The organism is Pseudomonas sp. MWU347 (assembly GCF_017947305.1).
GTDB classification, from domain to species: Bacteria; Pseudomonadota; Gammaproteobacteria; order Pseudomonadales; family Pseudomonadaceae; genus Aquipseudomonas; species Aquipseudomonas putida_A.
Window position 1 is genome coordinate 407,055 of record NZ_JAFGZB010000003.1, and the last position, 14,066, is coordinate 421,120.

Here is a 14,066-nt window from a genome sequence, read left to right on the forward strand (position 1 = left end):
GTGCTTAAGTTTCACCACCCGCGCAAGCGAGCGCTCATTTCAGATCGATTCGCCGTTATCCAGGCGCGCCAACAGGTTCTGCCCGCGTTGCCACAGTGCTTCCTGTCTGGCTGGCGGCATGCGGTCGAGGTTCTTGTACATCATCGCCATGCGCTGATTGCCGCGCAGTTGTTCACCGTGGCGCATCAGAAAATGCCAATACAACGCATTGAACGGGCAGGCATTGTCCGCGGTACTTTCGCTGACCTTGTAGGCGCAGCTTCGGCAGTAGTCGGACATGCGATTGATGTATTGGCCACTGGCGCAATAGGGTTTGGAACCGAGGTAACCGCCATCGGCATGCATGACCATGCCCAAGGTGTTGGGCAGCTCGACCCAGTCGAAGGCGTCCATATAGATCGCCAGGTACCACTCACAGATCTGGCTCGGCGCAATGCCGGCGAGCAGGGCAAAATTACCGGTGACCATCAGCCGCTGGATGTGATGCGCGTAGGCGTGCTGCAGACTCTGGCCAATGGCCTGGCGCATGCAGTTCATCTGCGTCGCACCGGTCCAGTAGAACTCGGGCAGTGGCCGGTCGTTGCCGAATGCATTACCGAGTGCGTAGTCCGGCATTTTCAGCCAGTACACGCCGCGCACATATTCCCGCCAGCCGATCAGTTGCCGAATGAAGCCTTCGGCGGCATTCAGGGCAATCCTGCCGGCCCAATAGGCCGACTCGACGTCGCTGCACAACTGCCGCAAATCCAGCAGGCCAATATTGAGCGCAGCGCTGATGCGCGCGTGAAACAGAAACGGTTCGTCACTGGCCATGGCGTCCTGATAGTCGCCGAAACCTGCCAGGCCATAGTCCAGAAAATACTCCCAGAGCGCCTGCGCGTCGGCATGGGTGACCGGGTAGTTGAAGTCGTCGAGTGCGCCGTAATGCTGACTGAAACGGGCCTTCACCAGGTCCAGCACTTCGCGGGTGATGGCGTCATTACCGAAACGGATCGGGTAGGGGGCTTTCACGCCTTTGGGCAGGGCCTTGCGATTCTCCGCATCGAAATTCCACGCACCACCCACCGGCGTGCCGTCGCCATTGAGCAGCAAGCGACTCTTGCGGCGCATCTCGCGATAGAAGAACTCCATGCGCAACTGCTTTTTGCCGGCGGCCCAGGCGGCGAACTCGCTGCGACTGCACAGAAAACGCGTATCGGCGTGCCAATGGATAGGCAGGCCACAGTCCCTGATCGATTGCTCCAGGCGCCAATCCCCGCACTCGGTGACGTGCACTTCCTCGACCTGCAACCGCTGTTGCCAGCGGCGTAATTCCCCCGGCACCGAGCCGCTGTTGTGCGGATCATCCAGGGTCACGTATTCGACACGAACGCCCTGGTCTCGCAGGGCCTGGGCGAAATGGCGCATGGCACTGAAGATCAGGGCAATCTTTTGTGGATGGTGCGGCACATGGCTGGCTTCTTCCATGACCTCGACGAGCAGCACGCTGTCGCGCTCGCTATCAAGCGTCTGCAATGAAGCCAGATCAAAGGACAACTGATCGCCCAGTACCAGGCACAACCGACGGTTCTGGTTCATTCACAGCATCCGTTTCATAGCGATGTGGCCAAGGAAAACGGAATCCGCAGCTCTTCGACGGGCCCGCTATCACGCCCGCACATTTCGTCGTGCACGCATTGCTGCACCAGCACGCAGGGGAATGCCGGCACAGTCTGTAGCAGGTCACGCAGATGGGTGATCGAGCGCAGATGCATCGGTTTGGCTGCATCGTCGAGCAAGGTGAACTGGCCGTGATCCAGACGGATGCGGGCCAGATAAAAACCACCTTCAAGCGACAGCAGCTCCAGCTCACGTATTTCGCTGTTGGCCGCACGTTCGGTCAGGGTTTGCAGATTCATGCTTCACTCCTTGCCTACCAGGGCAGGCGTTGTCCATCGTAGGCAAAGAACTGGCCGCTGTCGGCCGCGGTCAATTGGTCAATCAGGTTGAGTAACTGGTCAGCGGCGACATCTGCCGGACGCGCGCTGGAAGCGCCGCGAAAAGGTTGCGACAAGCCCGACACGACTGTGCCTGGATGCAAACTCAGCAAGCGGCTTTGCGGGCGGGTGCGCGCCAGTTCGATCGCCGCCGTCTTGATCAGCATGTTCAGTGCTGCTTTGGAGGCGCGATAGGCGTACCAGCCGCCCAAACGGTTGTCGCCGATGCTTCCGACCTTGGCCGAGAGCATCGCCATCGCCCCTTGGGGAGCGAGCAGCGGCAGAAAATGCCGCAACACCATTGCCGGTCCCAGCGTGTTGACTTGAAACACGGCTTGCAGCGCATCCGCCTCGATCGCGCTGTAGCTCTTTTCTGGCTTGATCCGCTCACGATGCAGCAGACCCGCAGCTTGCACGATCAACTGATAGGGCGCTTCTGCGGCCAATTCGGTGGCTGCGCTGGCGATGGTTTCCGGTTGCTCCAGATCCAGCGCCGGAACGGTACGACGCCCCAGCTCACGAACGCCGGCACAGCGCGGATCCTGACTGAGCTGCTGGCAAAATGCGCTACCGATAGCGCCACTGGCGCCAATCACCAGTGCGCGATAACCATCGCCCAGGGAGGCCATACTGAACGGGCTGTTCATTGATTTTCTCCCGCGCCCTGGCGACGAAAGAACAAGGTCACCTGGCCGACTTCAACCCCGAGTTTGGACATGCTGGTGCGGTTGATCAGCGTGTCCTCGTCCATCTGGTACATCCAGTCGTCCATGCTCATTTCATAGGTCGAGCCATCAACTGGCAGATTCAGGCGATAACGCCAGTGCAGCGCATTGCCAGCGACCTGACCTGTAGCGACACCCACCACATCACCCGCACGCCCACTCCAGCGTCCCTGGCCCTCGGGCGTCAGGGTCCAGACGCGGCGTTGGCGCGTGCCGTCGCTGTACAGGAAGCGCTCATCGAGAATCAGGTTGTCGCCTTCACGATGGCTGACGATGTTGACCTCAAAGCGCTTGACCACTTCCCCGGAGCGCTTCTGAAACATCCCCCAGGCTTTCACGGGTTTGCTGAAAAAGCGTTGCAGATCCAGCGCCGGTTGCTGATCGGCATAGTGGCTGACATCCACGCTGCCGCAGCTTGCAACGCCGAGTACCAGAGCCAGTAAGAGCACAAGTCGGGCCATTGCCGTTCTCCCTGAGTGCACAGGTATGGGGGTGAAGTTGGGAATATCGTGCTTGTACAGTGGATTTATCGTGTACAGGTTTATCGCGCCTGTCGAAGGTCGGAAATCAACTTCGCCGCCCGATCAATTGCAGGAACTCCTGACGCGTCGTGGAGCTGTCGCGAAAAGCACCGAGCATCACCGAAGAGGTCATGATCGAATTCTGCTTTTCGACGCCGCGCATCATCATGCACATGTGCCTGGCTTCAATGACCACGGCCACGCCGGCGGCATCGGTGATCTGCTGGATCGCCTCGGCGATTTGCCGGGTGAGGTTTTCCTGGATCTGCAGACGACGGGCGAACATGTCCACCACGCGCGCTACTTTCGACAGTCCCAGCACCCTGCCAGTGGGGATGTACGCCACGTGTGCCTTGCCGATGAAAGGCAACATGTGGTGCTCGCACAAGGAATAGAGCTCGATGTCACTGACGATGACCATCTCATCGCTTTGCGATTCGAACAGGGCACCGTTGGTGACGTCTTCCAGGCTCATCGAGTAGCCGTTGCACAGATACTGCATTGCTTTGGCCGCACGTTGGGGTGTGTCGAGCAGACCTTCGCGCTCGGGATTTTCACCGACACCGACGAGGATTTCGCGGTAATGGCTGGCTAGTAGTGGGTTCATTCAGGGTGCTCGCGGCAGTGCTGTGCGTAGGGGCCAATCCGTAGCGGAAGAGTTGTACGTAAAGAAGTGCTTTGTATAGGTTTTATTCAAGATAGGCTGAAAAAATAAACCTGACAATCAATCGGCAATCTTTTTTGTGCAGATGCGAAAACCTCGCAGCGCAGCGCGCGAGGTTGCGGGTGTAGCGGGGGAGAAGAGGAAGCGCTCCCGGTGAGTGGGAGCGCTGTGCGAATTCGCGGAATTATTCGCTGTAGGTCGGGTAATCCACATAGCCTTCGGCATTGCCGCCGTAGACCGTCGCGGGATTCAGTGGATTGAGCGGCCAGTCATTGGCGATGCGCGCCGGCAGGTCCGGGTTAGCCATGAACGGACGGCCGAAAGCCACCAGATCAGCCAGTCCCGATTCAAGCAATTGCGCACCGGAGTCAGCGTTGTAACGCCCGGCGTAGATGATCGCGCCATTGAAGGTATCGCGCACTGCACGGCGGAAGGTTTGCGGCATCGCGGGCGCGTCGTCCCAGTCCGCTTCAGCGATGGACAGGTAGGCAATGCCCACATCCTCAAGCACTTTGATCGCTTCGATGTAAGTGGTATGCGGATCCTCTTCGACCATGCCCAGATAGGTGCGCGCTTCATCGGTGGTGGTGAACAGCGGCGCGAAACGCACGCCGACTTTCTCTTTACCGATGCACTCGGCGACACCCGACACCACTTCGCGCAGAAAGCGCAGGCGATTGTGCAGCGAGCCACCGTACTGATCGGTGCGCACGTTGCTGTGGGCAGAAATGAACTGGTTCACCAGATAGCCATTGGCGCAGTGCAGTTCGATCCCGTCGAAGCCGGCGTCCATCGCATTGCGCGCCGCCTGTATATAGAGCTGAACCAGTTCCTGGACCTCATCGGTGCTAAGCGCTCGCGGCGCGGATGGCGTAACCAGCTCGCCGGCGCCCGGCGCAGTTTCGATGAACACGCTGACTCGCTCGGTGGCGATGGCGGACGCTGAAACCGGTGCCGCCCCATCAGGTTGCAGCGCGGTGTGGGACACACGGCCGACGTGCCAAAGCTGGGCGAATATCACGCCGCCCTGTGCATGAACCGCTTCGGTGACTGTGCGCCATCCGGCAATTTGCTCAGGGGTGTGAATGCCGGGAGTCCAGGCGTAGCCCTGACCGCGAGGTTCGATCTGCGTGCCTTCGGTAACCAGCAGACCGGCGCCGGCGCGTTGCTGGTAATACTCGGCCATCAATGCGTTGGCGACATTGCCCGGTTGTGTGCTGCGCTGGCGGGTGAGGGGCGGCAGGACGATGCGGTTCTTCAGGGTGTGCAGGCCCAGTGTGACGGGGGTGAAGTAAGGGCTGTTTTTCATGTGATTCCTGTTTTGGCCTTATTAGACCAGTCGACTAGTAATGCGGTAAAAAAACACCGTGCGGGATGCGCACGGTGTCTGGACGCTGGAGGGCTCAGGCCAACAGCTTCAGCAGTTTTTCGGCGACGGCTGCCGAGCTGGCAGGGTTTTGACCCGTCACCAGTTGGCCATCGCTCACCACGTGAACCTGCCAGTCAGCGACCTTGGAGTAGCGACCGCCGAGACGCTGGAATTCGTCTTCGATCAGGAACGGCACGACATCGGTCAGGCCTACCGCGGCTTCTTCAGCGTTGGTGAAACCGGTGACGTCCCGGTCTTGAATCAACGGCTTGCCATCGGCAGCCACCACGCGACGCAGAACGCCCGGCGCATGGCAGACGAAACCGTGAGGTTTGTTGCTGCGGTCGAACGCTTCGATCAGCGCAATCGAGTGTTTGTCATCGGCCAGATCCCACAGCGGGCCATGGCCACCGGGATAAAACACGGCATCGAAATCCTCAGCGCTGACATCCGCCAGGCGCCCGGTATTGGCCAGCGCCTGCTGAGCAGCAGGGTCCTTGCGGAAGCGGTCGGTTTCAGCGGTTTGCGCATCGGGCTCATCGCTTTTCGGATCGAGCGGTGGCTGGCCGCCGGCCGGCGATACCAAGGTGATTTGCGCACCGGCATCCTTGAAGGCGTAGTAGGGAGCTGCGAACTCTTCGAGCCAGAAGCCGGTTTTCTTGCCAGTGTTGCCAAGCTGATCGTGGGAAGTCAGAACCATCAAGATTTTCATAGAGCGCCCTGTATTGGTCTGGTGTCCTCGACGGGTTCGTCTGCGACACCTCGGAAGGAGTGACGGCCACAGAATAGATTCATATTAGACCGGTCGTCTAGTAAATTTTTACGCCCGTGTTTCCGAGCCATCACTGTGGCAAACTCCTGCCCATCAGAAATATACGACTGGTCTAATGTTTGGTATTTTGCGCCCCATGAAACCGACCTACGACGATACCCGCCAACACCTGCTCGACACCGGCCACCGCATGATGGCCGAAAAGGGCTTCACCAGCGTTGGCCTGAGCGAGATCCTGCAGACCGCCGGTGTGCCCAAGGGCTCGTTCTATCACTACTTCAAATCCAAGGAACTCTACGGCCAGGCGTTGCTGGAGGACTACTTTGTCGGCTACCTGGCAGATATGGAGCGACGCCTGACTCTGCCTGGGCTCAGTGCCTATGAGCGGCTGATGGATTACTGGCAGGGCTGGCAGAACCGCTGCACCCTGGAAGGCCATGGTGATGAATGCCTGGTGGTGAAGTTGAGCGCGGAAGTCGCCGACCTGTCCGAGTCGATGCGCCTGACCTTGCGCGACGGCGCCGAGCGCATCGTTGCGCGAATTACGACGTGCCTGGAAGAAGGGCAGTTGGATAAAAGTTTGCCGCAGACTGACGCTCGGCAACTGGCAGAAACCCTCTATCAACTGTGGTTGGGGGCGAGTCTGTTGAACAAACTGCAGCGCACGGGGCAGTCGTTGCAGACGTCGATGGTGATGACCAAACAGCTTTTGCAAAGCTGAGGACACCCACAACCCTTTCTCCCGACCCGCCAAGGAAGCGTAAATGGGCCTGCGACATACTCCTTTTTTTCACACGCCAACAGGTTGCATCTTGGCATTGGTCGGCGTGCTTCTCAGCGGCTGCTCCAGCCACACGGTGCCCCGACCGGTCGAGCGCGACCCTTGCCTCGACGCAGGCCCGGTAAACAGTGTCGGGTACGATCACTGTGTGGCTGAGCGGGATCGCCAAAGGAAGGAAGCACTTGAAGCGCTGCTTGACGATGACCCGGCTCATCTGCAGCACTTGCAAATCATCGAAATGCCCGAGAGCAAGTACCAATCTTCTGATTTCCCGGATACGCCCATCCCCATGTCCTACAGGGGAGTGGATTCGATTTCGCTGGCTGAAAAGCAAGCGCTGCCGTTCAAGGCCCGGATAATCTGGAAATATTCTTCACCGAGCCTCCAGCCAGAGCGCCGGGACGCCCTGCAAATGGAGAAAATGCAGGTGCTGATCATGTCGGCGGTGCAGGAAAACGGGCTGGCGAAGTGGGTATGCACAGCCACCGGTGGGCAACAGCGGGAGTGGATCTTCTATACGCAAAGCGATGAGGCCTTCATCACCAAGGTACGAGCCGCTCTGGCGCAGACCGGTCCATACCCCGTCGAGTTAAAGGCACAGAGGGACGCGGCGCCCAGCGTCGGGAGGCAACCAGCACAAGACATCCGTGTCACCCCCAAATTGTGTATGGAATGAAACGCGTGCCGCGGGCGCGGCGATTACCATTTTTTCAGCACCACTGACGAGCGGCAGCCATAAAAAGTGGAACTCCAACTCCCAGCCACCAGTCAACTTTTCTGTCGAGACTCAGAGCTTCCCACTTACACGAAGGTTTATGAATCATGAAGAGTGAACAGGTAGAAGGCGTAGCGGAAAAGTTGGCTGGCAAGGCGCAGAGCGCGGTCGGGAAACTGATGGGTGATTCGAAGATGGAAGCTGAAGGTGCCGGACATCAGGCAGCTGGACAGCTGACTAAGTCCTACGGCGATGCACTGGATAACGTATCGACCTTCGTCAAAGAAAAACCGATAGCTGCAATCGCGATAGGTGCTGCGGCATTGATCCTGATAAACCGAATTTTTCGTCGCTGAGTGAGTGACCGGGTTTTTCACCAGACGTTGAAAGACAGGAAAATTGAATTAAAGGAAAGGGCCCTTAGGGGCTCTTTTTTTTAACCGGCCTTTCATGGACGTTATGGATTCAACGACATCCCGCTCAATGCGCGGGAAATGCAGTGTTCTTCTCAGTGGTAGTGGATGATGTTCTGGAAGATGAGCGCGCCGCCCAATCCATCCCGTCGCTCAGTTCGCCGCCCAATCGGCTCGATACTGCAACAGGAAGTCGGCGAATGCCCGAACCCGCTGAGGAACATAGCGGCCATGGGGGTAGAGCAGGGTGTAAGGCCTGGAGCGTCCATTGTAGGGCTGGAGTACCTCGACGAGGCTGCCATCGGCCAGTTCGCGCTCGACAATGAATTTGTAAGTCTGGAACAGACCCGCACTGTGTTTGGCCAGGGTAACGCCGCCCAGCACATCATCCGAGCAGCAATAACTGCCCTCAGTGAAGATCTCCCGATGTTTGCCCTCGACGTCGAACAGCCATGAGATGCGTCGACCGCTGCTCGGCAGTTCAAATTGAATGCACTCGTGAGCGACGAGGTCATCCAGTGTCGTTGGCGTGCCGGCCTTGCTCAGGTATTCAGGTGTTGCGACCACGACCAGTTGTGCGTCTTCGAGCAAGCGCGCAATCAGGGTCGAGTCCGGTTGAGCGCGAACCCGAATCGCCAGGTCATAGCCCTCCGCCACGAAGTCGATATTTCGGTTACCCAAGTGGATATCTACGGTGACGTCTGGATAAAGCGCTCGAAACTTCGGCAGAAGCGGCAAGATCCGATGATGCCCATAGGTGGTCGGAAGACTGATACGCAGCCGCCCTGAAGGCTTCGATTGAGCGCCCATGACTTCTTGCTGCGCTTCCACCAATTGAGTCAGGGCCTGTCGGCATTGTTCGTAGAACACCCGCCCCGGTTCAGTCATCCGGATGCTGCGCGTGGTTCTCACGAACAGGCGTGATCCCAAACGCTCCTCAAGACGCAAAATCGATCGGCTTACTGCCGCAGGCGTCACACCGGCGACCTGCGCGGCTGCGGTAAAACTGCCGGTTTCCGAGGCGAGGCAAAACAGCTCGATGCTGCCTAACTGCAGGTCATCAAAATGGCGCTTCATATTAATCACACCGGGTATTCGCGAAGTGCCCGAAGCATACCGATGTCGATGATGCAGTGGCGAGGACCGCGGATCGATTCATTACACCGCGTCACAAATGAAGTAACCGCACCCGCATTTATTCATTGAAGGCAACCTCCTAGAGTTCACTCCACTGCCGCCTCCTCATGCCGATGAGGCGCGAACTGGAGACTCTCCCGTGCCTTTCATCAGCGTTCGTATCACCCGCGACGGCGTTACCAAAGAACAGAAAGCCCAGGTCATCGCCGAGATCACCAAAACCATGCAGACGGTGCTCAACAAGGATCCGCACCTGACGCACATCGTGATCGAGGAAGTCGATACCGATAACTGGGGCTACGCAGGAATAACCACTACCGAGTACCGCCAGTCGCTGGTGGAGCCCAAGTAATCACGCCATCAGGCTCGTCTGTGTGTGAAACCCCTTTCGTAAACTATTGAGGAATTATCATGAGCCATTCAAAAAAAGTCGTTGTGGTCACTGGCGCATCCCAAGGGCTGGGCGCAGGCATCGTTGAAGGTTTTCGCAAACTCGGCTATCAAGTGGTGGCGACTTCGCGTTCCATCAAACCGTCAGCGGATCCGGACATCCTGACCGTCGCCGGTGACATTGCCGATCCGGTGACTGCCGAGAAAATCATCCGCGAAGGCGTAGCGCGTTTCGGCCGCATTGACACGTTGGTGAACAACGCCGGGATCTTCCTCGCCAAACCGTTCACAGCCTATACCCGCGAAGAGTATGTAAATACTGTGGCCACCAACATGGGCAGCTTCTTCCACATGTCGCAGCAGGCGATTGCCCAGATGGAGAAACAAAGTGAGGGTGGACACGTGGTCAGCATCACCACATCGCTGGTCGATCATGCCATCGATGGGGTGCCGTCGGTGCTGGCGTCGCTGACCAAAGGTGGCATGAACGCCGCGACCAAATCCCTGGCGATCGAGTACGCCAAGCGCGGCATCCGCGTTAACGCCGTATCGCCTGGCATCATCAAGACCCCGATGCATGGCGAGGAAAATCACGCCGCTCTGGGCAGCCTGCATCCGGTCGGACACATGGGCGAGGTGCAAGACATCGTTGCAGCGGTGCTGTACCTGGACAGCGCCAACTTCGTCACCGGCGAAATCCTGCATGTCGATGGCGGCCAAAGCGCCGGTCACTGATGAAGAAAGCGAGTCGACAAGAAGCCGCCCCAGGCGGCTTCTGCCTTACTTATCTGTAGCCATCACATCTGTTTGCCGTTACGCGCAGCGATCGCAACGGTGGTCGGCGAATCAGCCAGTGACACGAATTTGCGGGTCGCGCCATCCAGAGCATCGATGCATCCCGCTTCGATGTCGTAGACCCAGCCGTGCAGATTCATGCGTCCCTGCTCAAGCGCCAGGGCCACCGATGGATGCGTCCGCAGATTCGCCAGTTGCGCGATCACGTTTTCCCGCACCAGACCATCAAGCTTGGCGCGGGGGGTGTCGAACTCATGTGCTGCGTTAATCGCTTTCGCGGCGTCCGAGTGACGTAGCCAGTTAGCGACCGCCGGAAGATGGTCCAGGCACGTGCAGCGTGAAATCGCGCCCATCGCCCCGCAGTCCGAGTGGCCGCAGATCACAATATCCTGTACCCCGAGCACGGCGACCGCATACTCGACGGTCGCCGACACGCCACCCGGTTCAGGGCCGTAAGACGGCACAATGTTGCCGGCGTTACGAATCACGAACAGTTCGCCCGGCTCGCGCTGCGTAAGGAGTTCCGGCACCACACGGCTGTCCGAGCAGGTGACGAACAACGCCTTTGGATTCTGTTCTGTCGCGAGCTGCTTGAACAGCTCGACGCGTTGCGGATAAACCTCGCGCTGAAAGCGCAGAAAGCCGTCAATAATGTCCTGCATGAAGTCCTCCAAACCCGAAAAGCAGATGTGGGCACGAGCACTCGATATGCCTTCGCGCCGCTGTGGTCGGCATTATTGCAGACGTCGCAGGTGTTGGCAGTAGTCGTGCAAGATGCACTTCGAGCCAAGTGATGTCGGCGACGAAGCTCTGGCATTGCTGGCGTCGTCGCTGCGCAGCATTTCGATCCGCGCTTGGCGACTATTATTCTGCAACGGCGGTTACCTGATCACTTATAAGCTGAGCCAAAATTCGCACAGGCTCGGTGAAACTCTGTCGAGATCGATGTACCAGCCCGATATCCCGGTGAAAGGTGTGTTGTCCCAAATCGATCGCTCGTACACCTTCGGGCCATTCCTGATGGGGCTCTGTCTGTGGCACCAGCGCTATGCCTACACCTTTTCCCACCAGTTTGATGATGGCCTCCAGTTCATCCAGTTCGCAAACTTCCTGCAAGGTGAAATGCATCTGTCGCAGGAAACGATCAACCTGCCGGCCGCCGAAAGATGATCGGTCATAGCGAATGAATGGCTGGCTGGACAGCAGTTCCGACCAGTCATTTCCCTCCAGCTCGCGCGGCACGATCAGTCGGTAGGGTTCTCGCGCCAGCGTCGTCCAGCGCAGGTCACTTTGAAGAGAGAAGGGCGGTCGAATGATGACAGCCATGTCGATTTCGCCGGCGTCTACGAGGTTCACCATTTCCATCGACAGCCCTGGAATGACACGTGTGCGGCATTGCGGACACTGCTGGTGAAACTTCGCCAGCGCATCGGGCAAATAGGAACGTTGCACGGATGCGATCGCACCGATGTTGATGAGTATGTTGGTAGGTTGGCCCAGCGCAGTGGAACCCAGATTGTCGTATAGCCTGAGTAACTCCTGCGCCTGCAGAAGTATCTGGTGACCCATTTTGTTCAGATGGGCCGAACGTCCTTTCCTGTCGAAAATCTCAAAACCGAGTTCGGTTTCCAGGCGCTGAATCTGCGCGCTGACGGCGGCCTGGGTCAGGCCGATCTTGTTCCCGGCAGCGGCGAATGTGCCTTCCCGCGCCACCGCAATGAGTGTTTTCAGTTCTTTGATCATTCACAAATATTAATTGTGTTTCTGAGAAATATATATTGATTTTTCTGTTTGTTTTTTCGTCCTAGGATGTTTTCCAACCCCCGGCACCGGCTGAACCCAGAGAGCTGATGACGGTGGAAATGTTCGCCAACCAACAAAAAATATTTGGAGTTCTGATGAGCCTCTCGCCATTTCACCTCGCGATCCCTGTTTATGACCTGGCTGCGGCGCGCACCTTCTACGGTGAGGTCTTTGGTCTTGAAGAAGGGCGCTCCAGCACGCAATGGGTCGATTTCGATTTTTATGGTCACCAACTGGTGATCCACGAACATCCGAAAACAGCCTCACAAGAGAGCGTTCACAGCAACCCGGTCGACGGACACGATGTCCCGGTTCCGCACTTCGGCATCATTTTGGGTTGGGAACAATGGGAAGCGCTGGCCGAACGTCTGAAGTCGTTTGGTACCGAGTTTGTGATCGAACCGTACATTCGGTTTAAAGGCCAGGTAGGCGAGCAAGCCACCATGTTTCTCTTTGACCCGTGCGGCAACGCTCTTGAATTCAAGGCGTTCAAGGATATGAGCCAGCTCTTCGCTAAATAGGAGCACGCATGGCACAACCCGTTTGTGCCATTCGATCTCAAGTGAGCTGGAAGCTCATGACTCTAGCAACTGCGAATAGACGCAGACCTTTCATTCCAACAAGAAGGCTAGACATGAAACGTATTCCCTTGGTGTGGCAAATCGTTGCCGGGCTATTGCTTGGCGTGCTTGCAGGTTGGTACTTCAATACGCATCCGCACTATCAGACATGGGTGAGTGCGGAGATCCTCAAACCGCTCGGTGACATCTTTATCAAGATGATGAAGATGGTGGTTGTTCCGATCGTGTTCTGTTGCATGATTTTGGGGATCGCGGGCGGCGGTGACAGCAAATCGTTCGGCCGTATGGGGGTGAAGTCGCTCGGCTACTTCTTTGCGATTACCGCGCTGGCCATTGTCATAGGCCTGTGTTTTGCCAACCTCTTCGAGCCAGGACGAGGAACCGATATTTCAGGCCTTTCGCATGGTGCTGCATCGATCACGCTTGAGCCGTCCAAAGGGGCGCTGGTGATTTTGCAGAACATCGTTCCAGACAACGTGATAGTGGCAATGTCAGAAGCGAAGTTGCTGTCGGTACTGTTCTTCGCTGTGCTGTTGGGGCTGGCGTTGAATGCTTTGCCCAAAGACAAAAGCGCGCCATTTATTGCGGTTGTTCAGAGCCTTTCCGATGCGATGTTCAAGGTGGTTTCCATTGTGATGGCCTACGCGCCGATAGGGGTGTTTGGCATGATCGGCGCGACCGTCGCGACGTTTGGTTTTGCCTCGCTGCTGCCGCTGCTCAAGTTGATTGGGGTGGTGTATCTGGCGCTGATGGTGTTCGCTTTAGTGGTACTGGGTGGCATTTGTTATTTGATTGGCGAAAACATCTTCAAGTTGATCCGCTACTTCCGTAATGAGTTGATTCTGGCGTTTTCCAGTGCCGCCTCAGCCGCCGTCATGCCGCAACTGATGACCAAACTGGAAAGCTACGGTGTACCGCGTCGGATCGTCAGTTTTGTGGTGCCGGTGGGGTATGCGTTCAATCTCGATGGCGCATCGATTTTTCTCGGTGTGGCGACCATTTTTGTGGCGCAACTCTATGGGATCGACCTGTCTCTGTCACAGCAGATTCTGTTGGTCGTGACGATGGTACTGACCTCGAAGGGCGCCGCAGGTGTGCCTGGGTTTGCAATCGTGATCTTGTCAGCCACCTTGGCCTCTGCCGGTCTTCCGTTGGAAGGTGTGGCATTGATCGCCGGCATTTTCAGGATTATCGACAGCGGCACCACCACGCTCAATGTACTGGGCAATGCGATTGCGCCGCTGGTTATCAGCAAGTGGGAGAAAGTCGCGCTAGAGCCCTCACGAACGGGTCATACAGACGACCACCTGTGTGACCAGGTGCAACGCTGCCGGTAACAGTCGTGAACACGATGGCAGCTTTTGAAACAGCATTATCACCAGCAAACGCCTGCTGACAGAGGGGCGTATTTTTTTAACCTTCCA

Annotated in this window: 17 protein-coding genes; 7 read left to right on the forward strand and 10 right to left on the reverse strand. The window is 57.4% G+C overall.

From position 1 onward, the window contains the following. Positions 1 to 39: 39 nt before the first annotated feature. The 7 genes from KCG87_RS08215 to KCG87_RS08245 form a co-directional block, all read right to left on the reverse strand. Entirely contained in the window at positions 40 to 1,578 is a 1,539-nt protein-coding gene (locus KCG87_RS08215) for a cryptochrome/photolyase family protein (protein WP_210557131.1), read from the reverse strand. Positions 1,579 to 1,592: 14 nt separating this feature from the next. After that, a complete protein-coding gene (locus KCG87_RS08220) occupies positions 1,593 to 1,898 on the reverse strand; it encodes a DUF6482 family protein (protein ID WP_027611785.1) in 306 nt (101 codons plus the stop codon). Between the two features lie 14 nt (positions 1,899 to 1,912). Beyond that, complete coding sequence (locus tag KCG87_RS08225; RefSeq protein WP_210557129.1) at positions 1,913 to 2,623, reverse strand: SDR family NAD(P)-dependent oxidoreductase; 711 nt, start codon at positions 2,621 to 2,623, stop codon at positions 1,913 to 1,915. Further along, complete coding sequence (locus KCG87_RS08230; RefSeq protein WP_202368197.1) at positions 2,620 to 3,162, reverse strand: DUF3833 domain-containing protein; 543 nt, start codon at positions 3,160 to 3,162, stop codon at positions 2,620 to 2,622. The genes KCG87_RS08225 and KCG87_RS08230 overlap by 4 nt, the downstream gene beginning before the upstream one ends. Positions 3,163 to 3,268: 106 nt before the next feature. After that, positions 3,269 to 3,829 carry a GTP cyclohydrolase I FolE gene (folE, locus tag KCG87_RS08235; RefSeq protein WP_097089804.1) on the reverse strand — a complete coding sequence of 187 codons (561 nt, stop codon included), beginning with the start codon at positions 3,827 to 3,829 and terminating at the stop codon, positions 3,269 to 3,271. A gap of 241 nt (positions 3,830 to 4,070) precedes the next feature. Then, a complete protein-coding gene (locus KCG87_RS08240; protein WP_210557127.1) occupies positions 4,071 to 5,195 on the reverse strand; it encodes an alkene reductase in 1,125 nt (374 codons plus the stop codon). A gap of 94 nt (positions 5,196 to 5,289) precedes the next feature. Further along, complete coding sequence (locus tag KCG87_RS08245) at positions 5,290 to 5,967, reverse strand: type 1 glutamine amidotransferase domain-containing protein (RefSeq protein WP_210557125.1); 678 nt, start codon at positions 5,965 to 5,967, stop codon at positions 5,290 to 5,292. 196 nt (positions 5,968 to 6,163) lie between these two features. Here KCG87_RS08245 and KCG87_RS08250 point away from each other — a divergent pair, with 196 nt between their 5' ends. From KCG87_RS08250 to KCG87_RS08260, 3 genes are all read left to right on the forward strand, one after another. Then, positions 6,164 to 6,748, forward strand: a complete 585-nt coding sequence (locus KCG87_RS08250) for a TetR/AcrR family transcriptional regulator (protein ID WP_007967154.1) — start codon at positions 6,164 to 6,166, stop codon at positions 6,746 to 6,748. Positions 6,749 to 6,791: 43 nt separating this feature from the next. Next, the gene (locus KCG87_RS08255) at positions 6,792 to 7,484 is read left to right on the forward strand and encodes a DUF695 domain-containing protein (RefSeq protein ID WP_210557123.1); all 693 of its coding nucleotides are present in this window, start codon (positions 6,792 to 6,794) and stop codon (positions 7,482 to 7,484) included. A gap of 146 nt (positions 7,485 to 7,630) precedes the next feature. After that, complete coding sequence (locus tag KCG87_RS08260) at positions 7,631 to 7,879, forward strand: CsbD family protein (RefSeq protein ID WP_098964018.1); 249 nt, start codon at positions 7,631 to 7,633, stop codon at positions 7,877 to 7,879. Positions 7,880 to 8,089: 210 nt separating this feature from the next. Here KCG87_RS08260 and KCG87_RS08265 read toward each other — a convergent pair whose 3' ends face one another. Continuing rightward, positions 8,090 to 9,013, reverse strand: a complete 924-nt coding sequence (locus tag KCG87_RS08265; protein ID WP_210557121.1) for a LysR family transcriptional regulator — start codon at positions 9,011 to 9,013, stop codon at positions 8,090 to 8,092. 199 nt (positions 9,014 to 9,212) lie between these two features. On the opposite strand from KCG87_RS08265, the gene KCG87_RS08270 reads away from it, so the two are divergent. After that, positions 9,213 to 9,425, forward strand: a complete 213-nt coding sequence (locus KCG87_RS08270) for a 4-oxalocrotonate tautomerase family protein (RefSeq protein WP_095135811.1) — start codon at positions 9,213 to 9,215, stop codon at positions 9,423 to 9,425. Positions 9,426 to 9,484: 59 nt separating this feature from the next. Next, on the forward strand, positions 9,485 to 10,198 hold the full coding sequence (locus KCG87_RS08275) for an SDR family NAD(P)-dependent oxidoreductase (RefSeq protein ID WP_210557119.1): 714 nt from the start codon (positions 9,485 to 9,487) through the stop codon (positions 10,196 to 10,198). 62 nt (positions 10,199 to 10,260) lie between these two features. Here KCG87_RS08275 and KCG87_RS08280 read toward each other — a convergent pair whose 3' ends face one another. Together KCG87_RS08280 and KCG87_RS08285 are read right to left on the reverse strand one after the other, a co-directional pair. Then, positions 10,261 to 10,920, reverse strand: a complete 660-nt coding sequence (locus tag KCG87_RS08280; RefSeq protein ID WP_095135815.1) for a carbonic anhydrase — start codon at positions 10,918 to 10,920, stop codon at positions 10,261 to 10,263. Positions 10,921 to 11,122: 202 nt separating this feature from the next. Then, a complete protein-coding gene (locus KCG87_RS08285) occupies positions 11,123 to 12,001 on the reverse strand; it encodes a LysR substrate-binding domain-containing protein (RefSeq protein ID WP_210557117.1) in 879 nt (292 codons plus the stop codon). A 155-nt stretch (positions 12,002 to 12,156) separates the two neighbouring features. Between KCG87_RS08285 and KCG87_RS08290 the strand changes: the two genes are divergently transcribed. Both KCG87_RS08290 and KCG87_RS08295 read left to right on the forward strand, forming a co-directional pair. Beyond that, the gene (locus KCG87_RS08290) at positions 12,157 to 12,582 is read left to right on the forward strand and encodes a VOC family protein (RefSeq protein ID WP_039762906.1); all 426 of its coding nucleotides are present in this window, start codon (positions 12,157 to 12,159) and stop codon (positions 12,580 to 12,582) included. 113 nt (positions 12,583 to 12,695) lie between these two features. Next, entirely contained in the window at positions 12,696 to 13,979 is a 1,284-nt protein-coding gene (locus tag KCG87_RS08295; RefSeq protein WP_098964014.1) for a cation:dicarboxylase symporter family transporter, read from the forward strand. Positions 13,980 to 14,066 lie beyond the last annotated feature (87 nt).